19 protein-coding genes and 2 pseudogenes are annotated in these 24,815 nt (G+C 67.6%); 15 read left to right on the forward strand and 6 right to left on the reverse strand.

What is annotated here, in order from left to right; all coding sequences use genetic code 11:
- Positions 1 to 8: 8 nt before the first annotated feature.
- Positions 9 to 1,478, reverse strand: a complete 1,470-nt coding sequence (locus ACH492_RS36450) for an ATP-binding protein (RefSeq protein WP_398993169.1) — start codon at positions 1,476 to 1,478, stop codon at positions 9 to 11.
- A gap of 608 nt (positions 1,479 to 2,086) precedes the next feature.
- Between ACH492_RS36450 and ACH492_RS36455 the strand changes: the two genes are divergently transcribed.
- A complete protein-coding gene (locus tag ACH492_RS36455) occupies positions 2,087 to 2,389 on the forward strand; it encodes a hypothetical protein (protein WP_398993171.1) in 303 nt (100 codons plus the stop codon).
- A gap of 34 nt (positions 2,390 to 2,423) precedes the next feature.
- On the opposite strand, the gene ACH492_RS36460 is transcribed toward ACH492_RS36455, so the two are convergent.
- Positions 2,424 to 3,125: a type 1 glutamine amidotransferase domain-containing protein gene (locus ACH492_RS36460; RefSeq protein ID WP_398993173.1), complete on the reverse strand. Its 702-nt coding sequence runs from the start codon at positions 3,123 to 3,125 to the stop codon at positions 2,424 to 2,426.
- A 493-nt stretch (positions 3,126 to 3,618) separates the two neighbouring features.
- On the opposite strand from ACH492_RS36460, the gene ACH492_RS36465 reads away from it, so the two are divergent.
- The 7 genes and pseudogenes from ACH492_RS36465 (at position 3,619) to ACH492_RS36495 (ending at position 10,076) form a co-directional block, all read left to right on the forward strand.
- Entirely contained in the window at positions 3,619 to 4,881 is a 1,263-nt protein-coding gene (locus ACH492_RS36465; protein WP_398993279.1) for an IS110 family transposase, read from the forward strand.
- Positions 4,882 to 5,113: 232 nt separating this feature from the next.
- Positions 5,114 to 5,427 (forward strand): annotated as a pseudogene (locus tag ACH492_RS36470) (hypothetical protein); the annotation flags it as partial.
- Positions 5,428 to 5,917: 490 nt separating this feature from the next.
- Positions 5,918 to 7,306: an ATP-binding protein gene (locus tag ACH492_RS36475; RefSeq protein ID WP_398993174.1), complete on the forward strand. Its 1,389-nt coding sequence runs from the start codon at positions 5,918 to 5,920 to the stop codon at positions 7,304 to 7,306.
- Positions 7,303 to 7,737, forward strand: a complete 435-nt coding sequence (locus ACH492_RS36480) for a roadblock/LC7 domain-containing protein (protein ID WP_398993176.1) — start codon at positions 7,303 to 7,305, stop codon at positions 7,735 to 7,737. The genes ACH492_RS36475 and ACH492_RS36480 overlap by 4 nt, the downstream gene beginning before the upstream one ends.
- Positions 7,734 to 8,096, forward strand: coding sequence for a DUF742 domain-containing protein (locus ACH492_RS36485; RefSeq protein WP_398993178.1), 363 nt, complete (start codon positions 7,734 to 7,736; stop codon positions 8,094 to 8,096). Before ACH492_RS36480 ends, ACH492_RS36485 begins: the two co-directional genes overlap by 4 nt.
- Positions 8,074 to 8,673 carry a GTP-binding protein gene (locus ACH492_RS36490; protein ID WP_398993179.1) on the forward strand — a complete coding sequence of 200 codons (600 nt, stop codon included), beginning with the start codon at positions 8,074 to 8,076 and terminating at the stop codon, positions 8,671 to 8,673. The genes ACH492_RS36485 and ACH492_RS36490 overlap by 23 nt, the downstream gene beginning before the upstream one ends.
- A complete protein-coding gene (locus ACH492_RS36495; protein WP_398993181.1) occupies positions 8,670 to 10,076 on the forward strand; it encodes a cytochrome P450 in 1,407 nt (468 codons plus the stop codon). Before ACH492_RS36490 ends, ACH492_RS36495 begins: the two co-directional genes overlap by 4 nt.
- A gap of 289 nt (positions 10,077 to 10,365) precedes the next feature.
- Here the strand turns inward: ACH492_RS36495 and ACH492_RS36500 are convergent, their stop codons facing one another.
- Positions 10,366 to 10,878, reverse strand: a complete 513-nt coding sequence (locus ACH492_RS36500; RefSeq protein WP_398993183.1) for a DUF4279 domain-containing protein — start codon at positions 10,876 to 10,878, stop codon at positions 10,366 to 10,368.
- Between the two features lie 260 nt (positions 10,879 to 11,138).
- A complete protein-coding gene (locus ACH492_RS36505; RefSeq protein ID WP_398993185.1) occupies positions 11,139 to 11,753 on the reverse strand; it encodes a hypothetical protein in 615 nt (204 codons plus the stop codon).
- Between the two features lie 1,041 nt (positions 11,754 to 12,794).
- Here ACH492_RS36505 and ACH492_RS36510 point away from each other — a divergent pair.
- The 6 genes and pseudogenes from ACH492_RS36510 to ACH492_RS36535 all read left to right on the forward strand — a co-directional run.
- Positions 12,795 to 14,147 (forward strand): cytochrome P450, encoded by a 1,353-nt coding sequence (locus ACH492_RS36510; protein WP_398993187.1) that lies wholly within the window; start codon positions 12,795 to 12,797, stop codon positions 14,145 to 14,147.
- A 273-nt stretch (positions 14,148 to 14,420) separates the two neighbouring features.
- Entirely contained in the window at positions 14,421 to 15,758 is a 1,338-nt protein-coding gene (locus tag ACH492_RS36515; protein ID WP_398993189.1) for a cytochrome P450, read from the forward strand.
- Between the two features lie 1,330 nt (positions 15,759 to 17,088).
- On the forward strand, positions 17,089 to 17,793 hold the full coding sequence (locus ACH492_RS36520) for a peptidoglycan recognition family protein (RefSeq protein WP_398993191.1): 705 nt from the start codon (positions 17,089 to 17,091) through the stop codon (positions 17,791 to 17,793).
- 1,061 nt (positions 17,794 to 18,854) lie between these two features.
- Positions 18,855 to 19,649 (forward strand): hypothetical protein, encoded by a 795-nt coding sequence (locus tag ACH492_RS36525; RefSeq protein WP_398993193.1) that lies wholly within the window; start codon positions 18,855 to 18,857, stop codon positions 19,647 to 19,649.
- A gap of 256 nt (positions 19,650 to 19,905) precedes the next feature.
- The gene (locus tag ACH492_RS36530; protein WP_398993195.1) at positions 19,906 to 20,835 is read left to right on the forward strand and encodes an NAD-dependent epimerase/dehydratase family protein; all 930 of its coding nucleotides are present in this window, start codon (positions 19,906 to 19,908) and stop codon (positions 20,833 to 20,835) included.
- 29 nt (positions 20,836 to 20,864) lie between these two features.
- Positions 20,865 to 21,542 (forward strand): annotated as a pseudogene (locus ACH492_RS36535) (sigma factor-like helix-turn-helix DNA-binding protein); the annotation flags it as partial.
- 152 nt (positions 21,543 to 21,694) lie between these two features.
- Here ACH492_RS36535 and ACH492_RS36540 read toward each other — a convergent pair.
- Entirely contained in the window at positions 21,695 to 22,324 is a 630-nt protein-coding gene (locus ACH492_RS36540) for a hypothetical protein (RefSeq protein ID WP_398993197.1), read from the reverse strand.
- Positions 22,325 to 22,464: 140 nt separating this feature from the next.
- Here ACH492_RS36540 and ACH492_RS36545 point away from each other — a divergent pair, with 140 nt between their 5' ends.
- A complete protein-coding gene (locus ACH492_RS36545; protein WP_398993199.1) occupies positions 22,465 to 23,910 on the forward strand; it encodes a hypothetical protein in 1,446 nt (481 codons plus the stop codon).
- Between the two features lie 82 nt (positions 23,911 to 23,992).
- On the opposite strand, the gene ACH492_RS36550 is transcribed toward ACH492_RS36545, so the two are convergent.
- Complete coding sequence (locus tag ACH492_RS36550; protein WP_398993201.1) at positions 23,993 to 24,649, reverse strand: ROK family protein; 657 nt, start codon at positions 24,647 to 24,649, stop codon at positions 23,993 to 23,995.
- Positions 24,650 to 24,815 lie beyond the last annotated feature (166 nt).

Below are 24,815 nucleotides of genomic sequence, written 5' to 3' on the forward strand. Positions count from 1 at the left end.
CGGCACGGTTACTCATCCTTATCTGATGGCTCGCTGGTTTGGCTGGAAGGGTCTGTGCCCGGTCTTTCGCCGCTGAACGCTTCCCAGATAAGGCCCGGCCGCCGGGCTGTGCCGGCTGTTCCTGGGGAGGGAGTCGGAGCAGCCGTGGGACGGGGAGTCGTACGGACGACCGGTGTCGGGACGGGCGACTGCCGTTGCCGCTGCGGCAGTCCGTTGGCGGCCTGTTTGACCTCGACGGAATCCGCTGCAGCATCGCGCGTCGTTGTCGGCCTTGGCACGGTCGGTGCGCCCGTGTGCTTCGGGGCAGGCTGTTGAACTGTGGTGATCAGGCGCCGCGGGACGAGCACCACGGCCCGGACGCCTCCGTACGCCGAAGTGCGCAAGTCGACGTCGAGGCCGTTCTCGCGGGCCAGCCTGCTGACCACGGGCAGGCCGAGCTGCGTCGCCTCGCCCAGGTTGGCCAGATCCATGCCGGATGATGCCTGAGCCATGACGCGGTCAATGCGCTGCCGGACCTCTTCGGTGAGGCCAACCCCACGATCCTCGATCTCGATCGCAATACCGGAAGGCACCTCGCTCGCGGTCACCTCGACCGGGGTGTGTGGCGGTGAAAAGGTCGTGGCGTTGTCGAGCAGCTCGGCGAGCAGGTGGATCAGCGGCTCGGCTCCTTGACCGATCACGGCCACCTCAGTCACCGACTGCAGCTTCACCCGTGGATAGTCCACGATGCGTGACATGGCCCCCCGCACGATGTCGTAGAGAGGGATGGCCTTCGACCACTGACGCCCGGGCCGGGCGTTACCCAGCACAGCGATGCTGGCCGCAAGGCGCCCGATCAGGGCATTGCGATGGTCGACGTTCTGCAGGCCGTGGGAGACTACGACATCCGTGCCGTGCAGGATCTGCATGTCGTGGAGGTTCTTGGCGAGTTGATGCACGATGGCCTGGACCCGACGGGCGATCGCCACCAACGCCCTCTGTGAGGAGTCCCGTGTGTGCTCCTCGGCCTCCACGGCTTCCAGGAGCGTCCGCAGAGCTGCCCGGAGTGCTTCGGCGAACTCGCTGTCGAGATGTTCCCCGAACATAACGGACTGCAGGATCTCCGACGCGGGCTCACCCTTCTGGAGACGGGCGACTGCCGCGGGCAGGAGCTCTTCGGCGAGCCATACGGTGGTGGCCCGCTGATCGGACAAGCGCCCGAATAACGCCGCTTCGCGTTGCGTGTAGTACTGCTGCACACCAGCGGTCGCCTGGGCATGGCGGGCCGCCTCTGCCGAGCGCGCCCGGCGCGCCGTCTCAGCCGAAGTGATGGCCGTCAGGACGACTGCCACGAGGCCGCACCAGGCAACCGGTGGGCGTATCTGTGCCGGGACAATGAACAGCGCTATACCGCAGGCCCCGGCCAGAACACCGGGGATTAGCCATGCTGGAGCCACTGCACGTGGCAGGGCTCTGAGGGATGAACCTGCACGAACCATCGAGGGGTCCCTAAACAATCTGAAGTTAGTGGACTGAGGGTGATGCGGTGCGCCGGCAAGATCGGTCGGGACTCCGGCTCAGCCGAGCACAAGTGTTCCGATGGGTGCCCCCGGATGGGTCCCCGAGATCGCACGTGTGGTCACGTCTCCCTGCGGCCAGGCTCCGTCCGCGCGTAACACAGCACTCTGTGACTCGCTGTGAGAGCAGCGCAACACGCGGGGGAGCATAGTCAGTTCGGGTTCGCCATGTGACTGTGCCGGAACGAGAACCTCCGTTGGCCGACCTATGCCCATATTTGATCGATTACGGTCAATACACACACTGTCAGGTGAATGGAATCGACCACGCCCAGCAGTGCGCTCGTCATGGCGCGCGGCTCAGGCGTCCGCCTGCTTCCGCGGGACGTACGCGTCGGGGACTGCCAGCTCTGGGGGCCGGTCCGGCCGGTACTCCAGTGAGAATTCGTGTCGTGAGCTGGGTTTTCTCGTTGACCGGTCATGGAGGGGGATGGCTGAAATCGAAGACTGGGCTGGGGAGTTGGAGTCGGTGTTCGCGCGGGTGGCCGGCCGGTTCGGGCGGGCGGATCTGCGCTGGCGGGTGCGGGACTATGTCCGGGGGCTGCTGGCGCCGGAAATCGCGGAAGAACGGCTGGCAGCTGGCGGAGTACGCCGGCCATCGTGATCCGGCGGGGCTGCAGCACCTGCTGAACGGGGCCCGCTGGGACGCGGATGCGGTCCGGGACGACGTGCCCGAGTACGTTGCCGAACGTCTCGGCCCGGACGGCGTGTTGATCGTGGATGACAGAAGAGCCAGCTCAGGACACGAATTCTCACTGGAGTACCACGACTTCGAGCAGATCGATGACACCGAGGTGATCCGGACCCTGCAGGCGGCCTCCGCCGCCCACTGACCACCCGGCCGGCGCAACCCTCTCGCTGTCCGGCCTATGCGGCCGCGGCATCGAGGAGCTCGATGAACCGCCGACCGAACAGGTAGGCATCTCCGGGCCAGCGCGCCGACAGATAGTTACGGTCCTGGACGACGAACGCATGGGTGTCGTCGGAAACTGTCCCGCGGGCGGTCAGCACTCTCGGGCCGCGCTGGAACGACGCGGCCGGCGCGCTGAGCGCCGTCCTGACCTCGTCCTCGACGTAGGCGGGGTAGGTACGGTAGTAACGCCCCAGCCGCCAGGCCGAGATCAGATACGCCGAGCGTTCCATGTACTTGGGCAGGCATGTCGTACGTCGGTCCGCAAGGACGCTTCGACCGCTCGCGGTGTCGATCGTCCGTGCCAGCACCAGAACGCCGTGGCAGATCGCGGCGACCGGCCGGTCCAGCGCCCAGAAGGCGGCGACCTGCTGCCGCAGAACCTCCGAGCCGAGGTACTGCCGCATCCCGGGTGCGTGCCCGCCGGGCAGGATCAGACCGTCGAAGTCCGACATCTCGAGGTCGGCCCAGGCCGCCGTCCTGGCGAACTCCTTGCTCTGCGTCAGGTCTTGGTAGCAGCGCCTGGCGTCGGGCTCGGCTCCGAGTTGCCCGAAGAGTACGCCGGTCAGCAGCCGCGGATCGGCAGCAGGCAGTGTGCCGGCGCGTTCGGTGGAGAAGACGACCTGGTGCCCCGCATCGGTGAGCAGGCGCCAGGGCACCGCCACCTAATGGGCAGCGAAGCGAGTCATCGCTATCCGAATCCGGAGTGAGAGCTCTTTCGACAGACCGCGGGGCTCGCTTCAGCAGCGGTTCCGGCCAGACGAAGATCTCATCCGCCACCTGGGCAGGAAGTCCTCTACTGAGAGCGATCTGGCCCCGGCCGGAACCGTTCCAGCCTCTGAGCTTCGCGAGCACAACAGCACCTCACGAGGGCATAAAGGCCTCACAACGGGTCTCAGAAGACCCAGTTCAGAACACCTCACCAGGCGGTACGAACCGGGGGCTTCGATGGTCGTGGCCTGAGCCAACCGCACGGAACACCTTTCATCGCATCGCGAGCCTGGGAGCTCTCGCGAAGACGAAGGACCGTGCAGTTCGCTGGGGTTGCGAACGGCTGGTGGGATGTTGTGCCTTGAGCACTTCCATTAGGGAGCACGCGCAACCTGCACAGGCTCTGGCCTGCCGGAACACCAGAGTACGAGGGAGAACATGATGGAGATCGCAGGATTACCGGTGCCAGTGTTCTGCGGGGTGGACTGGGCAGAAGACCACCACGATGTCGCGCTCGTCGACGCCGGCGGGACACGGCTCGCCAAGCTGCGAATCAGCGACGATGCTGCCGGATTCACACAGCTCACAGCCCTGCTGACCGAGCACGGTGACAGCAAGGAACATCCGATCCCGGTCGCCATTGAGACCTCCCGGGGCTTGCTGGTCGCCTGTCTGCGCGCGACGGGACGCCCGGTGTTCGCGATCAATCCGCTGGCGGTGGCCCGCTACCGAGATCGGCACTCGGTCGCGAGGAAGAAGTCGGACGCCATCGACGCCGCTGCCCTGGCGAACATTCTGCGGACCGACATGGCCGCCCACCGTCCCCTCCCGCAGGATTCCGAGCTGGCACAGGCGATCGCGGTACTGGCGCGGGCCCAGCAGGACGCGGTCTGGGACCAGGGCCAGGCTCACAACAAGCTCCGATCTCAGCTGCGCGAGTTCTACCCGGCGATCCTGGCCGCCTTCGCCGACAAACGCGAGGGCATCTGCTCGCCCGAGGCCCGGACCATCCTGGCCGCTGCCTCAACGCCGACAGCGGCGGCCCGTCTCACGCGCCGACGTCTCCAGTCTCTGCTCAGGCAGGCTGGACGCCTGCGCGGCATCGAAGCCGAGGCCGACCGGCTCCACGAGGTCCTCCGCCGCGAGTACCTCCACCAACCACCTCAGGTTGAGGAGGCCTTCGGTCGACAGACCGCGGCCCTGCTGCGTCAGCTGGAGGCCGCCTGCACCAACGCCGACGAGCTGGAAGCTGCCACCAGGGAGGCCTTCGAACAGCACCCTGACGCCCCGGTCATCTCCAGCTTTCCGGGCCTGGGCTCCTTAACCGGGGCCCGGGTCCTGGCCGAGATCGGCGACGACCGATCCCGTTTCACCACCGCCGGATCGATGAAGGCCTACGCCGGCAGTGCACCAGTTACCAGGGCAAGCGGCAAAAGCTGCACGGTGATGGCCCGCCGGGTCAAGAACCAGCGACTGGCTGCCGTCGGCTACGTCTGGGCCTTCGCCTCCCTGACCGCGTCCCCCGGCGCCAGAGCCCACTATGACCGTCGCAAAGTGGCAGGCGACCGCCATGTCGCCGCCCAGCGCAACCTCTTCAACCGCTTCATGGGGATGCTCTTCCACTGCCTCCAGCACCACCAGCCCTATGACGAGCTGAAGGCATTCCCCAACCAGTCCGCGGCGGACCTTGCTGCAGCCGCTTGACGAGTTACGCGCGTGGGATGTCTCGGTAACGTCGAAATCGTGGTCGGGGACCGGAATCAGCACACGCATGCGGCCATGATGGCATGCCCATGGCCACTTGGCGGGGACCGGCAGGCACGTCGGCGTCCTGAGACGGTGCCGGTCGCCCCGGACCTGGGCCCGGGGGTGCCCCTATGGGGCTCGTCAAGGAAAGCGGGCTGCGTTGGGAGGGGACGCCGGGCAGCATGGCGGAGTGTCTGAGCTGTTGTGGGATGACGTCGCGTACTTCTCCGACCCTGACCTGATGGGTTCGCTGCCAGAGGCGCGTGTCCCGGATACCACGATGGAGGACTGGCAGGCGGTCCTCGATCTCGTCGGTGAGAGTGGCTGGAGGTGCCAGTACTCGGAAGGCGGTGCCGTGCTGCCGGCGCCCCGGGCGGAGGAAGTGCTGTCCCGCCCGGCTGACGCCGAGTGCCCGGAACTGCGGGTCTGGCCGGCCGCCGAGTGGCGGCGATCTTCCGCTTCCATGCGGCGGAGGAGATCGACTTCGATGTGGCCCTCCAGCAGTTCCTCGATCCTCGTGGCCAGCAGTTTGCGCTGGACGAGGACGGCGGGGGGCGGTTTTGGATCAGCGTCTCCGACGGCACCTCCCGGGCCCGGTGACACCACCCCCAGGTAATGCCTTCGACAGGGGGGCACAGTCATGCCGGGCCCGGAGGCCAGCGGCCCTATTGCAGGACCGCGAAAAACGTAATGGGGGCTCGGACTTGCTGCGGAGCCGCCCAAGTTGCCGTCATACCGGACGTAACGGATAGCTACCAGGAGGTAGCGCCTTGTTGAACTCCATTTGTTCCCGTGACGCGCTTGAAGCCTCCCCTCGGACCGAGGATGATCAGGCACTCCAGCGCCCCTGATGGACATGGGTGATCCCTGGCATCACCAAAGCCACGGTTCCGCGTCCGGCCCCGGCCGATCGAAATCCGATGGGTCCTCAGAGCCGGATTCTGCCCGTCCCGCCTCCTCCGGGCCTGCCGCCATCCCCCTTTATGAGGACCTGATGACACAACACATACCGGAGGCGGTGTTCTGGTGCCTTGCCGCGGTCACTCTCGCCGGACTGTTGCTGCTGGTACGCGAGCACCGGATCACCGCTACCCTGCGCCGTCGACAGACGAGCCTCGAGGCCGACCTGCTCACCCGTGAGGAGGAGGCCCGGCACCTCGCCGAGGTTCGGCTCCCTGCTCTGGTCGAGGCATCCCGCGGTACGGCACCCGTGCCCGGACCGCTCGACGCCGAGCTCGCCGGAACACCGTACGGAAAGAGCCTGCAGAAGATCGTCGAGCAGTTCACCGGGGCCGCCGAGGTCGCGCAGTCCCGGGCGGACAAGTCGGCGAAGGCAACACTGAAGGCGGCTATGCGCGCCCTGCAAGCCCTGGCCAACGAGCAGCAGCTGTCGATCTCGGACATGCAGGACCGGCACGACGACCCGGATGTGCTCCAGAACCTCCTGGAGATCGACCACGCCAACTCGCAGTTCGGCCGGAGGGCACAGGCCATCGCCGTGCTCTGCGGCTCGTGGCCCGGACGGCAGCGGGCCGCGTCACCGCTGCTCGACGTCGTACGCGGTGCGACGTCGAGGATCCGGGACTACCGACGCGTCAAGTTGCACTCCCAGGTCGACATGGACGTGGTGAGCCGAGCCGTTGAGCCGGTAGTCCTCGCGGTTGCCGAGCTGCTGGACAACGCGGCGCGGCACTCCCGGCCCAACACCACTGTCGAAGTCGGCATCCGGCCCGCCCACAACGGCGTCAGCATCGTCGTCGACGACGCAGGCGTCGGAATGGAGGCGCGCGAGACCGAGGAAGCCGCGCGGCGCCTGTCCGGCCGGGAGGACATCGACATCAACCGGCTCGGTGACTCGCCGCAGTTCGGCTTCGCCGTCATCGGCGTACTCGCTGCCCGGTACGGATTCAGCGTCTCTGTCGACTCCCAGTCCCCGTACGGAGGCGTGCGGGCCGTGCTCTTTCTCCCCAACGCGCTCCTCAACCGGGTGCGTTTCATGGGCCCGCCGATCCCCTTGCAGGGAGCCCAGCCGCTGCCCGCCGCCGAGTCGGCCTCCGCGGCGGCGCCCGAGGCCGAAGCCGTCGGCGACGCGGCAGCGCAACCGGGTTCCGCCGAGGCACCTGGCCACCCCCAACCCTCCGCCGAATCCTCCCCCTTGCCCCAAGTGGAGACAGCACCATCGTCCACCGAGGGAGGCCTGCCCAAGCGGCGACGACACACGCCGCAGCACACGGCGGCCGGCGAGCCGACGGCCCCGGCGCTCTCCGATCCCGCGCTCGTCCGCCCCGCCGCCGAGTCCGCCTCCCGCATGAGCGCGTTCGCCCGCGGCACCCGCTCCGGCCGCGACGCCTCCCCCGACAGCGAAGGGAACACTCAGGAATGACCGGCCATATGACCAACGAACTCGGATGGATGCTCGACGAGGGCCTGAAGGTTCCGGAAGCCCGCCACGCGATCCTGCTCTCCGCGGACGGCATGCTCCGCGCCCACTCCCAGGGCATCGAGCGCGACGAGGCCGAACGGCAAGCGGCGGCGTTGTCCGGACTGCAGTCGATCAGCCGTAGTACCGCCGAGTTCTGCGGACAGGAGACCTCGCCGTGGCAGCAGACGCTGGTCGAGTTCGTCGACGGGTATGTCTTCCTGGTGGCCGCCGGCGCGGGAGCCTATCTTGCGGTCTCCGCCGGCCAGGACGTCGACATGGAAGCCGTCACCTACAGCATGCACAAGCTGGTCGACCGGCTGGGCAAGGAGCTGACCAGTCCGCCGCGGCGGAACTCCGTACCCCGCGGGTCAGACGACTCCGGTACGGCATGACCCCGCCACGCTCCCGGCGTGACAGAGGACTCGTACGGCCGTACGTCGTCACGGAAGGCCGTGCCCATCCGACGCGCAACACACTGGACCTGGTGACGCTGGTGACGGCTGTGAACAACCGTCCCGTGAACGGCCTGAGCCCCGAGAAGCGGCGCGTCACGGAACTGTGCCGGGGAGGAGCGCTGTCGGTCGCCGAAGTGGCCGGACACCTCTCTCTCGCGATGAGCGTCACCAAGGTTCTGCTCAGCGACCTCATCGACAGCGGCCATATCACCGTCCGGCCTCCCGTCCCCAAGGCACAACTGCCCGACGCCCAACTCCTGCAGGAGGTTCTGGATGGGCTCCGCTCCCGTTTCTGACCCGGTCTACGTCGCGGACACGGTCACGACTGCGGTCAAGATCCTCGTTGTCGGCCACTTCGCCGTCGGCAAGACCACGTTCGTTGGCACCCTCTCCGAGATCCGGCCGCTGCGCACCGAAGAATCGATGACGCAAGCCGGTGAACTCGTCGACGACCTTGCGGGGATCCCCGACAAGACCACGACAACCGTGGCCATGGACTTCGGCCGCCTCACGCTCAGTGAGTCCCTGGTGCTGTACCTCTTCGGTGCCCCCGGCCAGAAGCGCTTCACCCGGCTGTGGAAGGACATGCTTGTCGGAGCGCTCGGCGCACTGGTGCTGACGGACACGCGAAGGCTCGACCAGTCCTTCGACATCATGGGTCTGCTGGAAGAGCACGGCATGCCGTACGCGGTCGCCGTCAACCAGTTCGACGGCGCGCCGGTCTTCCCCGAGGCGGAGATCCGCGAGGCTCTCGACCTGCTCCCGGAAACCCCCTTGGTCACCTGCGACGCACGGGAAGCCACGTCTTCCGCCAGTGCATTGATCTCCCTCATCGAGTACCTCCAGACCCGCACCCCTCAGGAGCAACGATGACGACGCCCCGGCCCACGCGCGACGCGGTACCTCCTCCCGGCTGCCCCGCGCACTCCGGGGCGCGTACGGCCGAGCGGCTGTACGGCCCAGGGTTCGCCGCCGACCCCATGGCCTCGTACACCCGGCTGCGCGCCTACGGTTCCGTCGCGCCCGTGGAGATATCACCCGGTGTACGCGCCTGGCTGGTCACCGGCTATGAGACCGCTCTGGAGGTGCTGCGCAGTCCGGAGCGCTTCTCCAAGGACCCGCGCCGCTGGCAGGCTCTCGCCGACGGGACGGTACCGGCGGACAGCCCGGTCGTGCCGATGATGATGTACCGTCCGAACGCCCTGTGGACCGACGGGGAGGAGCACAGCCGACTGCGCGGGGCCATCACCAACAGCCTCGGCCGCCTCGACCCCAACGCGCTCAGGGGCTACGTCGAGCACAGCGCCGACACCCTCATCGACCGAATCGGGCCCAGGGGGCGCGCGGATCTGCTCAACGAGTACGGTGCAGTCCTGCCACTGCTGGTCTTCAACCAACTGTTCGGCTGCCCGCCCGACACCGGGGACAAGCTGATGGAGGGCATGTCCGGGATCTTCGACGCCAACGCCGACTCTGAGAAGGCGAACACGTTGCTGACCGAGGGGGTCGCCGAACTGGTCGCACTCAAGCGCAGACACCCGGGGCAGGACGTGACGTCCTGGCTGATGGCCCATCCTGCGCAGCTCACCGACGAGGAGATGATGCATCAGCTGGTGCTCCTGATGGGCGCCGGCACCGAGCCCCAGCAGAACCTGATCTGCAATGGGCTACGGCTGTTGCTGTCCGACGACCGGTTTGCCGGTGATCTCGCGGGCGGCAGCATGCCCGTCGAGGACGCCATCGACGAGGTGCTGTGGACGGACCCGCCGTTGGCGAACTACGCCATCCACTATCCACTCGTCGACCTGGAGCTCGACGGAACCCTCGTGTGCGAGGGTGAACCCATTCTGATCAGCCTGGCTGCCGCGAACACCGACCCAGGCCTCGCCGGCGACCGCCGGGCCGGCAACCGCGCGCACCTCGCATGGAGCGCGGGCCCGCACACCTGTCCGGCGAAAACCCCCGCCCGGTTGATCGCCGAGGTCGCCTTGGAGAAGCTCCTCGACCGGCTCCCTGACATTGAACTGGCAGCTCCTGTCGAGGAGTTGGAGTGGCGGCAGGGCCCCTTCCACCGGGCTCTGACCGCCCTGCCCGTCCGCTTCCCGCCGATCAGCCCCGCCGACCGGACTTCGGGAGGGGGCAGCGAAGGAAACGCGAACCCGGTCCTTTCGTCGTCGATCCCTCCAGCGCCGACATCCGCGGCGAGGGAACCAGGATCCGCGAACGTGGCCCGGCATCGCTGGTGGGGCTTCTTGGCAAGGTGGTGGCATGGGTGACGACCCACCCCGCCCATGTGCGCGATCAGGTGATGGCCGACCCTGGGCTGTGGCGAACAAGACGGACGACCAGCAGTGCGCATCAGACGCCCAGCAGGGGGCGACTCCGTCACGCATGGCGGGGAGACCAGCGACCGCGGCGGACCACTGTGTCTCCACTCTTCGCGGCTCTGCTCGGTCCCAGCCCCCATGAAGGGCTTGTCTTCGGCGGCAACACCCGGGCCCGACGCGACAGGCTCGCGCCGCCCGCAACCGTCGCCGCAATGATGACGGGTGACACCAGAGGCGTTCATTCCGCCGTGGAGGACACGTCGTCGGGCGTCGGCGGATACAGGTCCAACACCACATCGATCCCGAGCAGGCCGACCTCCTTCAACAGGTCAGCGGGCAGAACACATCCGCCCTGACCGTTCTCGCTGCCGAAGCCGAGGCACAATTCCACCTCGCAATCGGCGGCCAGCCGACCCAGTGCCTCGCGGCGTCCCTCCAGCAGCTTGATCAGCGACGCAGCGTGCTCGTCAGGCCAGCGGTCACTGCCCAGGCCGCTTGTGAGGATCCACACGCTGGACTCCCGCCGGAAGCTGTCCGGATTGCATGGGATGGCCAGACTGCCCTGCTCGAACCTGTCATGTGGATCGAGCCCCAACGCCTCTGAGATCTCCTCCGCGCTGATCGTCCGACTCGTGATCCGCAACGACCCAGCCGACCACTTCGCATCCGGCATCGGTGGCTGCGTCGTCAATTCATCTGGCACGCGATCACCATGGCAGACCACCCGTCGCAGGACCAGCGAGTTCTCCAATGCGGCTCCGAGGGGCCCGACCCACCGACATCACAAGTTCAAGTTCAGTAGTTGACGCGAGCAGCAGCTAACGCTGCACCGGATGTTCGGCCGCCTGGGCGAAGTGAGGCACGACCGGCCTTCTTCGTCGGAGACAGGCGAGGTGTGATGCTCCGCTGGAAATGAGATGAGGTGCCGCATTTACTGCGGTTGCCTGTTCCGGGTGTACTCCGGCTGGGCCCCCAGGCTCCGCTCCCTGCAGCACTCCCCACCAAGTGGCGTCAATGGACTGAGATGTAGCAGTCAGAGTTCCGAGTGGCGACCGAGGTGCCGAGGATATCATTGCGAAACACGAAGGCGTCACGTTCCGCACTCTCCTTGAATGTCTTCACGTCGTCAGCCGAAACGAGAAGACAGAACCTCGCCGTCATGGGAGCACCGCCGGACCGGTGCAGGATCAGCAATCCTTCGTACCGACCAGGCTGAAAATTCCATTTGTCTGCATTGAAGTTGAATGTCGAAAGGCTGGGCCTTTCTTGACTGACCAGGATCGGGGTGGGGTCGCTGCTCTTTTCCCAATGGTCGTTGTTGGCTTCGAAGTCGTAGACAAAGTTGCCGGAATCGAGCCAATAGAACTCGGGCCGAGGAGCGGTCGCACCGGCCGGCAGCAGCCTGAGCTGCGCATCAGTGATGACCTCGACACTTTCAGTCTTGCGGCGAATCGACAGCGTCGGCTGCAGAAAGAAGTGGACTGCATTACCCGGCGCACGCGGCTCGATCGTCACACGGCGGGGAAGTGCGATGTCGACTTTCGGCGCCCCCTGCAGTACCGCGAAGTTGTACAGCGAGATACCCAGGGCAACCAGGCCTGTGAGTGTCGCGATCCACAAATGCACAGCACTGAACCACCTGGAACGCGAACCTGGCCCACCCTCTCCCACGCCACTCACCTCCGGCCCTCGTCCCGCCACTGCACGACAGCACTGAGACATCTGGTCTGGGCGACGCTGACGCCACCCGCCTCAAAAGCGCCCATCGCGACACGGCCAGAACCAGACAACCAGCACGGCACGACAAGGACAGGAGCAGCCACGCCACGTGTTTACCGAGCCACAGCACGTGCGTGATGCCGCCACGCCAGACCACGACAGGACAACACCCCCTACGGAGGGGGTCAGCCGGAATACGCCGGAACAGGCAACCACAGATGCGGGCACCTGATCTTGTTCTGGCGGTGCTTCCTCAGATCGCCAAAACCGCTGTAGCGGTAAGCGTGCGGTTTACCGAGGTCGACAGAGCGTCATACCACCGCTGATCGGCAGGTTCATGACGTGACGACAGACTTCCTGCGTATTCCGGCTGGCTCCCTCCCCAGGCCAGCGCGGGTCTGCCTGGGGAATCAAGCCGAGCAGCTCTGGGGCCAGGCCGAGCACCGGGTGGGGAGATTCAGATTCAGATTCAGATATCGCCATCAGCAGGACGCCATCCTCGTTTCGCCGCAACTCGGGCAGCTCGTCAGTCATTCGAAAACGGGCATGGCCGTGGCGTGAGCCATCCCGAGTAGGAGACCCGCCCGCCAGCGGCGCACGCCCTTGGCGAGGGCCACGGGCAGTCCCGGTGGCGAGTTTGCTGACGCAACTTGGTTTGCAGTCAGCTGAGTTCACATCTTGCCGCTGCTGGCCTGACGGCTTGTCGGGTGGAGGCGAGGCGGGGATATGCTGCGTTCGGCTCCGGATCTTGTGTGACCGCTGCAGGGTCTGCGGCCCGTGGTCCGGCGCGAGTAGAGACATTTGTGAGCGCCCTACCGGGAGTCTCCTCCACGACGGTGGCCGCTCCTCCTTGACCATGGCTTCGGAGGCTTTGTGACCACCCCGCGCCCAGCAGCATCTCCCGACAGCTCCGCAGTGGCACCGCCCCCTGGCTGTCCCGCGCACGGCATGAGTCCCGAGGGGATACACCGGCTGTACGGGCCCGAGGCGGAGGCCAACCCACGGGGTCTGTACGAGCAGCTGCGCCAGCAACACGGTGCCGTCGCGCCTGTGCTGCTGCACGGTGACCATCCCGCGTGGCTGGTCCTCGGGCACCGGGAGAACCTCGAGGTCATGCGGACGCCGTCGCGGTTCTCCCGCGACTCGCGCCTCTGGACGCCGTTTGTGCAGGGGAAGGTGGCGGCCGACTCCCCGTTGATCCCGATGGTGGGATGGCAGCCGCTGTGCGTCTTCGCCGACGGTGACGAGCACGCCCGTCTCCGCGCGGCGGTCACCGAGAGCCTGGGGCAGTTCAATCGCCAAGGCGTGCGACGCTATGTCACCCGCTACACCAAGCAGTTGGTCGCGACCTTCGAGGCGACCGGGCAGGCCGACCTGATCCGGGACTACGCCGAGCGCCTGCCGATGCTGGTGATGACCCAGCTCATGGGAATGCCCGAGGAGGGCGGCCCACGTCTGGTCGAGGCCACCCTGGACCTTATGAAGGGCTCCGAAACGGCCCTGGCCAGCAACGAATACGTCACCGAGACGCTGCGCCAGCTGGTGAAGCGCAAATCGGAGAAGCCCGGGCGCGACCTGACATCCCAGCTGATAGGTCATAAGTCCGACCTCAACGAGGACGAGGTCGTCGAACATCTGCGGCTGATCCTTGTCGCCGCGAATGAGACCACGGTCAACCTGATCGCGAACACCCTTCGCCTCTTGCTGACCGACCGTCGCTTCCGAGCGAGCCTGTCCGGCGGCCAGATGACACTGCCCGACGCACTGGAGCAGGTGCTGTGGGACGCCCCGCCCCTCTCGGTGATCCCGGGCCGGTGGGCCACGGGCGACACCAAGCTGGCTGGTAAACAGATCAGGGTCGGCGACATGCTGCTGCTCGGCCTGGCCGCTGGCAACGTCGACCCCGACATCCGGGCCGACCTGTCCGCCCCCGTGCACGGCAACCGGTCCCACCTCTCTTTCAGCTCTGGCCCGCACGAGTGCCCCGGCCAGGACATCGGCCGTGCCATTGCGGACACGGGCATCGACACTCTGCTGTCGCTGCTCCCCGGCCTCGAACTCTCAGTGCCAGCCTCCGAGTTGCAGACGAGCGCCGCTTGGCTGTCCGAGCGCGTCTACTCCCTGCCCGTACGCTTCAAGCCGCAGTCGTCGAGCGGCACCGAGCAGCCTGTCGCAGCGGCCGCACCGCCGAAGTCGCAGCCGCTACCTGACACAGCTCCCGTTTCCACCCCGATCGCGGAGCCTGACCCGCTACCCGCCTCAGACCGCCGCTGGTGGAGTTCGTTGATGTTCTGGCGGTAGCAGGTCGCCGGGTCGTTTCTGGTGAGGCCGAGGGAGGGCCGTCCGCTCCGACGAGAACCCTGTTGTCCCAGGTGCGGGCGCCCCTTCGCGCTGCCGTGCTGTGCAGTTGCCCCATTGGAACGAGGGTGAACCGTGGGTACGATGCGCCGTAGTTGATCAGTCGGGCAGTCCTCCCCGACCACAGCAGCAGCACTTCGCAGACCACACCGTGCAGGCCGGATCCCCCCTCCACGCGGGGCCTGGCGCAGAGCACCGCCTCGCGAAAGGATTCCCGTGTCAGCTGAGTTGGCGGCGATTCCCCGCGCCCCGGGCGCCATACCGCTCCTCGGGCACGTCTTGAGGCTTCAGAGCGACCCGCTCTCCTTCGTCCGCTCCCTTCGGAAGACGGGCGAGCTGGTCCAGGTCGACATCGGCACGATGCCGATCTACGTGGCCACCAGCGCCTCCCTGATCAGCGACGTCATGGTGACGCAAGGCCGACACTTCGAGAAGGGGCGGCTCTTCGACCGCGTCCGCCCGCTGGTCGGCAACGGGCTCGCGACGGCCGGCGGCGAAGTCCACCGCCGGCACCGCCGCCTGATACAGCCCATGTTCCACAAGGCGCGCATCGCCGGATACGCCGAGGTGATGAGCGAGCGGGCCCGCGCGCTGGCCGACTCCTGGACGGCCGGGCAGCGCATCGCCGTGGACCAGGTCATGGGCGAGTTCGCCATCGAGACGCTGGCGGCGACGCTGTTCTCTGCGGACATCGGGCGGCCGGCCGTGGAGGCGGTTCGCCGGGATCTGCCGATCATTCTGAAGAACATGCTGGTGCGGGCGGCATCGCCGAAGGTTCTCGACAAGCTGCCGATCTGGCGATCCTTCGACCGGGCCGTCGCGAGCATGCGCCAGGTCATCGACCAGGTGGTCGCCACCACACGCGAGTCGGGGCAGACCGACCGGGCGGACCTGCTGTCCGTACTGCTCGCCGCGCGGGACGCGGACACGGGTGAGGCCCTCACCGACGAAGAGATCCGGGACGAGCTGGTCACGATCCTGTTTGCCGGCACGGAGACCACGGCCTCCACGCTCAGCTGGGCCTTGCACCATCTCGCCGAACATCCTGAGGTCGAGAAGCAACTGGTGGCCGAGGTCGACGAGGTTGTGGGCGACCGCCCCGTTGCCTTCGAAGATGTGCCCCGACTGGCCAGTATCCAGCGCGTGCTGGATGAGGTCATCCGGCTGCACGGGGTGGTGCTGCTGATGCGCCGCACCATCGAGCCGGTCGAGCTCGGCGGATTCCACATCCCCGCTGGCGTCGAGGTCGCCTTCAGTCTCTACGCCATGCACCGCGACCCGACGCTCTACGCCGAGCCGGACGGCTTCGACCCTGACCGGTGGCTGCCGGAGCGGCGGGCCAACCTCCCGAGGGAGGCTGTCATGCCCTTCGGCGCGGGCAACCGAAGGTGCATCGGGGACTCCTTCGCCTGGACAGAGGCCACCATCGCGCTGGCCACCATCCTGGGACGCTGGAAGCTGCGCCCCGTACCCGGCCGCACGCCACGCGAGGCGTTCGCATCGATGGCTCACCCCGACCGCGTCCCGATGATCGTCCAGGCGCGCGACGCCTGACGCCGGAGGCGGTCCTCCACCATCTCTGCCTCGTCGACGGCAGACGTGGGGGGCCCAGCGTCATGCCGTCGGGGCCGCGGCCCTCGTGAACATCCGCTCGCGGGCGTCTGCTACTTCGTACGGGGCGGTCGCAGAACGGAGCGCCAGCTGCCGACGACGCGGGCGGCCTGGCTGGTGGGACGTCGCGGCGGGGGAGCCGTGGTGAAGATGGGCTCGTCACCTCGAGGGTGAGGTCCCGGCCGTGGTGACGCATCCAGGAGACGAGATCCCGGCCGGGGGTCTTCTGCTTCTCTTCCACGAGCTGGATCAGGAGGGCCTCCAGTCTGAAAGATGCGTTGAGCTGGCGGAACGCTCGATCGTCCTCGTTGACATCGTTCTCGCTGACATAAGGGGAGTAGCGTGTTGCGCCGATCAGGCTGGGGACGCTCTGGCCGACGCCGGCGGCGTACCGCTCGTCCATGCCGAGCAGCCCTCTCATGACCAGCTGCGGAAAATCCCGCGCGAACCGCAAAATGACGTCCGTCTCGCCGTCAGGGGAGAAGACATCGATCACTTCGTCCGCAACATGCTGGATGTACTCGGCCGTCCTCGGACCCAGCTCTCCGAGCGCCCGGTCGAGCGCGGCGCTGGGAGCCATGCCCCCGTCGACAGCACCGGCCGGTACACTCGGCGCCCCTATCGAGGAGGGACGGATGTGTCGTTGCTGGTCGGGGATGTCGCCGGACGGCGTGGACATGACGTCCGTCCTGGGGCAGCGTCCGAACGACCCACGACTGCGGAGCATCGAGAAGCAGATCAACGCACGCAGGGACGTCCGCAACGCCTACCGGCGCCCCGCGATGGCTCGCGAAGACCGGCGACATGCACGTCAACTCCAACCCGCGACCCTGACGCACGTCGAGGCGATCCTGAAGCTCAGTCCGCTGATCGGCAGCCTGGCCCCGCAGATGTATGTGCTTACGAACCCTCGGGATGTGCCGAGCGGCCGGCGGGGGCACCGAGACTCTGGACGAGGTCTGCCGGAAGGCTCAGCAGCGTCATCGAACCGCTCGTCCCAATCATCGACTTCAAGCTCGTAGCCGCGAGAGAACAGATGGTGCGGGCAGCAGCCGCACTCCGCTAGTCCGAAGGCGCGCTGTTCCCCAGAGAGATGCTCCGTCACGCAGGTGGCGCGGACCGCGTGGTGTCCCGGACAACGCGTTGACCAGCTCGGACAGTGGCGTCGTGTCCGGGACAGCCCAAAGCCCTTGTGTCGTTTGGTCAGCCTCAGCAGGCTGTCTCGCGTTCACCCAGGCTGAAACACCACAGGTTGCAACTATGAGGGGGCAGGATGCTGACGTACCCGGAGCACCGGGAGTGGCCGTCAACCGAGCGGGAGTGGGCACAGCGCATCGAGCAGGTGGGACAGCAGCGCCTCGTCGGGCCAGACGGGAAGGACAGGGAAGCCGCTCCGAAGGCGGCACCGGCTCCGAGATTCATCTCCCGCAGAGAGTGGCGTGCTGCGGCGCCCACGCAGACCGACACCGTCAACTTCTGGCCGGAGTGGGGCGGCATCGTCCTGCACTACGCCGGGGGCGGGAAGGAGATGCGCGAGGAGCACAGTCCCGGTCGCACCCCGGCCCCGCTCGACGACTGCTACTACCAGGTGCGCCTGATCCAGCATCGGCACATGCACCCGTCCCCGATCACCGGGGGCGAGCGGTACTGGGACATCGCCTACAACTACCTGATCTGCCACCACGGGTACACCTTCGTGGGGCGTGGGCTCGCCTCCCAGCCGGGAGCGAACGGCAGTCGGTACGCAAACGAGCGCTACTATGCGATCTGCGGTCTGATCGGCAGCGGCGATCCGAAGCCGACCGACGTGATGCTGCGGGAGACCAAGGCGGTCATGGAGTGGGTGCGGCGCTACGACCAGGCCGGCGCGCGCGTGGAAGGCCGCCATGTGAAGGGGCACAAAGACGTCGACCGGGATCCCCCCACCCAGTGCCCTGGCTCTCTGTACCCGTACATCGGGAACGGCTACTTCGACTAGCGATGGCGTTGTTCGTGGTCAGGGGGCGACGGGCATCGAGGCTGGGATGACTGGCGGGCGTACCGGCTGTCGGGCCGGCTTGCGGGTGAGACGGTGAGTCACCATCTCGTGGTTGCGGCGGTGACGGCGGGCCCGCGTGATCCAGGACAGCGACCTCTCTACGACCCAACGGCGGGGACGTCGACGAAGCCGCTGGTGTTCGGTGGTCGTCGAACCGTCTTGATCGTGAGTCGAGTTGTGTCTTCACCCAGATCATGAGGGTGCCCGCGTAGGCGGAATCGGCCCGGACGGTGACGATTTCGGGGTGCAGGAGGTGGAGCCGGAAGAGGACTTCGCAGGCGCCCCGGTCGGTGACATTGACCGGCGTGACGATGACGAGCAGAACCAGGCCGCGGGTGTCAAAATATGTGGTCTATGTGGTGCTTGCGGCCGTCGATTTTCTTCGCGGCGCCGTAGCCGCAGCTGTCCTTGCCGACGGTCTCGGCGGTCTTCACACTGTGAGTCCATGATGACGGCTGCGGCCTGCGGGGTCTTGCCGCTGCTGAGACGTACTGCCCGGCGGAGCCGGTCGCGCATGAGGTTGATGACGCCGGCGACCTACGACGGGCGAAGCGGTAGATCGTTCGCCAGGGCGTTCTGTGGAATCGGCTTCGTCAAGAACATCCCGTCCTGCCCCAGCGGACGTCCGGGATCGGCGCAGCAGTGTCGCGCGGCGTCAGAACTGCGATCTGACGCGGTGTCCGTCCCGCGGGGTGGGGATGTCGGCGACTCGGACTTCACCACTGGCGGCCCGCCGCCACTGGTGCTCACCCGCCCGCTGTGGGCAATCGCGCCCGCGTGGCCCGCTATTACCAGCCCCACAAGACCGCACCTGAGCCGGGCACCTCCGGGCAGCCCGACACGGCTCTGGAGGGCTCGGCGGAGCAGGCTCTCCGACTGCCGCGACCAAGCCGCAGCGGGCCACCCCCGCCCGCCAGGTCCTCAGGTCCGCGGGTGCCGGAGCGCAACCTTCCGTCTCGTCCGGTGGTCGGAACGCATGAACCAGCAGGGAGGGAAGGGTCATGCGTGGCAACCCGAAGAAGATAGGTCTGGCCGTGGCGGGCGTCGTGGTGGCGCTCGCCCTGACCGGAGGCGCCGTGTACGTCCTGGCGCTCCCCGGCGTAGGCCGGGATACGAAGGGGCACATGCTGACCCCGGCCGGGTCGGTCGGCCCTTACAGGAAGCACAAGGAGCAGCTGCAGGACATGTCCACCAGGCAGTGCGACGGGGCGCCGTCCGACGCGGACTGCATGCAGGGGGTCACCGAAGGCCCTCCGAGCGAGCCGGAGCAGATCGGCGTCAAAGAGCCGGCCATGGTGAAGGCCCAATACCGGTACCACTACAAGGACGACCAGGGCCGCAGCCAACGGAAGACACTGTCTGTCGACGGTTACTGGGGCACGATCGACGACCCGGACGAGGCGCTCGACAACCTCTTCCAGTCCATCAAGGACGGCGACCAGTCGTTCAGGGGCAAGCTGATCGGCCCCCGCAAAGAGTTCGACCCCACGGGCTTCGAGGGTGCCCTGATGGAGTGCCAGAACACCGAACTCACGAGCATATGGGAGGTGAAGGCACGAAGGGGTTCCGTCGCGACGATGCGGATCCCGATCTGTGTCTGGGCCGACTACAGCACGGTGGCCGCCATCGCAGTCGTCGACTCCCCTCAGGTCCTCCGCAAGGCCCCGGGCATGACTCAGTCCCAGGTCGCCGACCTGGCCGCCGACCTCTACAACACCTCGCGCACCGAGTACTGGCCCGGGGTGTGCACGTGGGACTACTGCAACGGCAGGTCGAACGATCTGTTGGAAAACTGAGAAGTTGTTTCGCTTGGTGAGTCCGTCGGTAGCCGCCCTTGCGGGCGATGCGATGGGCGATGCCGCGCGACCGGAGTCATCGGTGCAGGTGATCGACGCGATTCGCCATGGGCGGATAGCGGCTGCAAATGGCGTGCGCTCCCGGTCGGCTTCCCCGCTTGGGACCGGTGAATGCCATCTTCCGCATGTCACAGACGGCCGGGCTGTCTCGTCTCAGATCTCAGAGAGAGACTCTGGAATCAGGAAGGTGATGGTCATGCGGGTGTTCGTGGCAGGCGGGACAGGGGTCATGGGGCGGCGGCTTGTGCCGCAGCTCGTGGCCCGTGGCCACCAGGTGACGGCTACGACGACGAGTGCGGCCAAGCTGGGCTTGCTGGCGCAGCTGGGCGCAAATGGGGTCGTGATGGACGGGCTGGATGCGGCGTCGGTCGGTGAAGCGGTGGCGGCGGCCCGGCCGGACGCGATCGTGAACCAGATGACCGCAATTTCCGCGGCGCACGCCGGCAAGCCCGACATGCGGCACTTCGACCGCTTCTTCGCCACCACCAATCAGCTGCGCTCCGAGGGGACGGACCACCTGCTGGCCGCCGCCGAGGCGACCGGCGTCTCCCACGTCGTCGCGCAGAGCGCCGGCATCTGGAACGGCATCCGCGAGGGTGGATGGGTGAAGACCGAGGAGGACCCGCTGCCCCAGGAGACGGGGAAGTTCCGCACGGCGGCGGAGGCGATCGCCCACCTCGAGGACGCGGTCGTCAAGGCGGGCGGCGCGGCCCTGCGCTACGGCGGCTTCTACGGGCCGGGTGCCACCGACGACCAGGTCGAGCTCGTGCGCAAGCGGATGTTCCCGCTCGTCGGGGGCGGCACCGGCTACATGTCATGGGTGCATCTCGACGACGCGGCGAGCGCCACCGTCCTGGCCGTGGAGCAGCAGGCGAAGGGCGTGTTCAACATCGTCGACGACGAGCCTGCCCCGGCCGGCGAGTGGCTGCCTCATCTGGCTGCGTGTGCGGGCGCCAAGCCACCGATGCGGGTCCCCAAGTGGCTGGCCCGGCTGCTGGCCGGGGAGTTGGTGGTGACGATGATGACCGAGGGGCGCGGCTTCTCCAACGCCAAGGCCAAGCGGGAGCTCGGCTGGGAGCTGCGCTACCCCTCGTGGCGCCAGGGCTTCAAGGAAGAGCTGGCGTGACCCGGACCGAGCAGTTCGAGGAGCTGCGGCCGCTGCTGACCGACCCCTATGAGGATCCGGCGCGGTCGGCGGAATTGGCGGACTCGTTGTCGATGGCGGCCCTGTTGCTGCTGGAGCGTCTCAGCCCGCTCGAGCGGGCGGTCTTCGTGCTGCGGGAGGTTTTCGGGTTCGGCTTTCCCGAGGTCGCGTCGGCGGTGGGGCGCTCGGAGGCGGCGTGCCGCCAGCTCGCGGTGCGGGCCCGGCGCCACATGGACGCAGGGCACCCTCGGTTCGAGGCGGACCGCCGGGAGCGGGAGGAGCTGGCGGCGTGGTTCTTCGACGCGCTCCGGGAAGGCGACGTCGACGGCCTGCGGGAGCTGCTCGCCGCTGACGTTCAGATGGTCGGGGACGGCGGCGGCAAGGCCCCGCAGTGGGCCAGGGTCATCATCGGCCCCGACAAGGTGGCCCGGGTGCTTGCCTCGATCTTCCCCCGGCTCGTCCGGATCGAGGTGACGTTGGAGCCACACGAGGTGAACGGCCAGCCGGGCGCGATCCTCCGCGATCGGGACGGCAAGATGCTCAACACCTTGACGCTTGACGTACTCGACGGGCGGATCCAGACGATCCGCTCGGTGATCAACCCCGACAAGCTCGGACACGTCGGTCCGGTGGCGGACGCCTGGGCGGTCATGCGGGAGCTGAACCAGGCTCGCCGGCCCACGGATTGACCGAAAGAGCCGACTGCGCTCCAGACCTCTACAAGCAGCTCAACGACAAGCGGCAGGGACGGGAGGGGAGCGTCGTGGTCAGGCGGCCTCCGCCGCCCATTTGCGCCCCCGAGACCCCGACCGCCTGATGCTCGACTCCGGTGTCTGCGATGTCACCGGTCCGGGACGTCAGACGAACGGGCAGCCACGGAAGTTGCGTTGTCCGGCGCAGGCAAGGCGCGCCTGATCGCTCGAATGGTGCGAGCCGGGTGCGCGGGATGCCATACGTCGCGATCGGCATAGGGCCATGCGTACGTCGGGCTTCCGTCGCGAATGCACTGAAGGAGCGCCGGCTGGTCAAGCTCCTTGGCTGACCATTCGTAGAGATGTTGCAGCCGGGGCGCGATGAGGCCGTAGTCCAGCATCTGACCGAGGTTGTGCTCGGCGGCGACATAGGCCGCGACCTCGTCGCCGAGGGGATACCGGGCGGGAAGGACCCTCGAGAGGGACAGGAAGATCCCCGTCATCCCGAGTCGGGGATCGCCGAGTAGGGGCCCCAGAGGGGCGAGCCGTCCGATCGCCAGACGCGGCGCGGTGACCATGGCGTGGGCGTAGAGGACGCGGAGGAGGACCACGTTGAGGAAGAAGCGCTCCGGACGGCTCTCGCTGCCCGCCAGGTCGCGATGGTCGAGGTAGGCAGAGACGATGCTCGCGTTGTGCGCCCGGTACCACGTGCGGGCCGTCGGATCGGAGACGAACGACGCCCACAGCTCGACGGCGTGCGACGACGGCGTCCCTCCCATGCCGCCGCTCAGGGCGACAACCTCGCAACCGTCGTGCAGCAGGCCGACCGGGTAGCTTCTGGAGGTGGGTTCCCCGATCCCGAGCTCGCGGAGGATTCATGTGGTTGGCCCCAGCCTCGGTATCCGCCCTTCTTCCTCACGTGGTCAGGGCGGCGCAGGAAGCTGACTTCACCGGCCTGATGGTGATCCTGGCCCGCAGCGCGGACGCGGAAAAACTGCAGTGGGAACTGACCGACCAATGGACGAGCATTCACGACGTCACCGGGCACCTGATCGCCGTCCTCTGCCCGCAACCGGCCACGGCGAAGTCACCGATCTCCACCTTCACGACTATGTCCGGCCACTTCCTGCGGGACGTCGCCCAGATGCACGACCTGAACGTGTTTCCGCTCGGGCCGGGCCACGACGCCATGGCCTGGGCCCTCATCAAATCCGTGGACCTGCATTCCGCCCCCGGCACGCGGATCGACGGCCACTCCTATGCCGAGGCTCCCTTTGCCCCGGAGGAGCACCACATCGCGTGGACCGAGGCGACCTCCCGGTGCGCCACCTACTTCGGCGTCCCCGAATCGGACCTGCCCGCCGTCCTCATGCTCAGCTTCTCCGAGCGGACCGCTCTCCTGCTGAGCCTGCGGCCGGACTCGACGCTCTCCCTGTACCGCCTGTGCAAGCAGATCGCCGAGAACCTGGGCTACACCAAGCGCACGGCCGAGTTGTACGCGGAGTCCGAAGGACTCGGCCGTACGGCAAGGAGCCTGGAGTACGAAGCCGGAATGCGCCCCGGCATCCTGCCGCCCCCACGCGACGACTACGACGGGCATGAACACGAACGATTCCGATCGGCCCTCGGCGAGCCGCTCTCCACTTATCTGGACGACCGATTGCGGGCCCAGTACGCGGGGCTGGACCAGCACCTCCAACGAGTCGCCGACCTGGACCCCACCGTGGTCGCGAGATGGCGTACGCACATCAGCGAACTGCCCTCCTCGGGAACGGTCGAGGAAGCGCTCCGGTGCCTGTTAGCCGTACTTGGCCACGTGCGTGCCGCGGAGGAAAAGCGCGAGTGGATGGGCCTGCACCGAGAGATACACAAGGTCCTTTCCATGATGAAAGAGACACTCGGCGTCCGGTTGGCCTGGGACTTGTCGGCCCCCGATCCGATCGCAGCGGCGCTGAACCTCCTCGACGAGCGCCGGAACCGGCATCGCGCCCGAGCCGAGGAGAGACACCGCAAGCAGGATCAGGCACTGGTCCTGCTGCGCGGCACGCAGGAACGGCTCGCCGCCGTTCGGCAGGAACTGGAAGACATCTGCTCCCGCGCCCGTGAGGAAGGCGGACTGGCCGCGGCCGTTGAGCGAGCCGCGCACCGGCTCCTCGGTACGTCAGCGGTCGAGACCCTGCCGGGCCGGGACGGCCTGGCCGACTTCCAGCTCCGTGTGGTCCGGCAGCCCGCGCCACATCTCGACGCCGCCACCGCCACCAACACCATCTCGGGCCACGCGCAGATCCAGGGCCCCGTTATCCAGGCGCGCGACATTTCCGGAGGCATCCACTTCCACCCTCCAGGCGAGGGCCCGAAGGATTAACGCCATGCGGCAAGTGACAGCTGGGCACTGCTGCTCATGACCGCCTGGTAGGCGGTTGGGCCCCGTTCGCAGGGCCACCGGCTCACCCCACCTCGAACAGCGCCCTCTCCACGGCGTCCAGCGCCAGCCGCACTCCGCCCAGGGCCACCGCCTCGTCGCCCAGCGTCGACGCCGGCACCGGCACCGGGAACAGGCACAGGTCGGACAGCCGCCGGCGAAGCGGCTCGGTGAGGAGGTTATGGCCTGCGACAGGCCCCCGCCGACGGCCACCAGTTACGGGTGACCAGCACCAGGGCGGCGACACCCTGCACCAGTTCGTCGGCGAACTTCTCCAGTGCCGCAAGAGCCTCCAACTCCTCCCGCGGACGGCGCTGAACAGCGCCTTCGCATCGCCCCAGCGCTCCAGCAGCCGACCGGGGGCGGCGTCCCAGCGAGAGCTGGCCAGTACGCCGATCTCGCCGGCGGCTCCGTGCTCACCCGCGTACGGCCGACCGTCGATGAGCAGCGCGGCCGCGATCCGCCGGCCGGCGTGCACGTAGACCACGTTGCGCGCCTCGGCGGCCACCCCTCGCCAGTGCTCGGCGAGGGCGGCGAGCCGGGCGTCGTTCCCCGCGTGCACGGGCGCGTCGAAGGGCTCGATGAGCGCGGCCACGAGATCCGCGCCGACCCAGTCGGGGAACCGTCCGCTGATGGCCACCTGCCCGGAGGCGTCGACGATCCCGGTGGTTCCCACGCCCACGGCCCCGTACGTCGTCGGCGGTCAACCCGACGCAGCGCGCGATGGCCCAACGCCCGGGCTGCGGCGAGCCGTTCCCCGGACGGCAGCTCAGGGGTCACAGCGGTGCGCCGTACGCCCAGCACCTCGCCCCGCAGATCGGTGACCACGGCCAGCACCTTGTGCACGC

The sequence above is a fragment of the Streptomyces sp. NPDC019443 genome, assembly GCF_044389785.1.
Lineage (GTDB): Bacteria > Actinomycetota > Actinomycetes > Streptomycetales > Streptomycetaceae > Streptomyces.

Bases quoted from the DNA above. Each gene is read 5' to 3' on its own strand.
- ACH492_RS36450 (WP_398993169.1), bottom strand. From the start codon at position 1,478: ATGGTTCGTGCAGGTTCATCCCTCAGAGCCCTGCCACGTGCAGTGGCT.
- ACH492_RS36455 (WP_398993171.1), top strand. From the start codon at position 2,087: ATGTCCGGGGGCTGCTGGCGCCGGAAATCGCGGAAGAACGGCTGGCAG.
- ACH492_RS36465 (WP_398993279.1), top strand. From the start codon at position 3,619: ATGGAGATCGCAGGATTACCGGTGCCAGTGTTCTGCGGGGTGGACTGG.
- ACH492_RS36475 (WP_398993174.1), top strand. From the start codon at position 5,918: ATGACACAACACATACCGGAGGCGGTGTTCTGGTGCCTTGCCGCGGTC.
- ACH492_RS36480 (WP_398993176.1), top strand. From the start codon at position 7,303: ATGACCGGCCATATGACCAACGAACTCGGATGGATGCTCGACGAGGGC.
- ACH492_RS36485 (WP_398993178.1), top strand. From the start codon at position 7,734: ATGACCCCGCCACGCTCCCGGCGTGACAGAGGACTCGTACGGCCGTAC.
- ACH492_RS36490 (WP_398993179.1), top strand. From the start codon at position 8,074: ATGGGCTCCGCTCCCGTTTCTGACCCGGTCTACGTCGCGGACACGGTC.
- ACH492_RS36495 (WP_398993181.1), top strand. From the start codon at position 8,670: ATGACGACGCCCCGGCCCACGCGCGACGCGGTACCTCCTCCCGGCTGC.
- ACH492_RS36510 (WP_398993187.1), top strand. From the start codon at position 12,795: ATGAGTCCCGAGGGGATACACCGGCTGTACGGGCCCGAGGCGGAGGCC.
- ACH492_RS36520 (WP_398993191.1), top strand. From the start codon at position 17,089: ATGCTGACGTACCCGGAGCACCGGGAGTGGCCGTCAACCGAGCGGGAG.
- ACH492_RS36525 (WP_398993193.1), top strand. From the start codon at position 18,855: ATGCGTGGCAACCCGAAGAAGATAGGTCTGGCCGTGGCGGGCGTCGTG.
- ACH492_RS36530 (WP_398993195.1), top strand. From the start codon at position 19,906: ATGCGGGTGTTCGTGGCAGGCGGGACAGGGGTCATGGGGCGGCGGCTT.
- ACH492_RS36540 (WP_398993197.1), bottom strand. From the start codon at position 22,324: ATGGGAGGGACGCCGTCGTCGCACGCCGTCGAGCTGTGGGCGTCGTTC.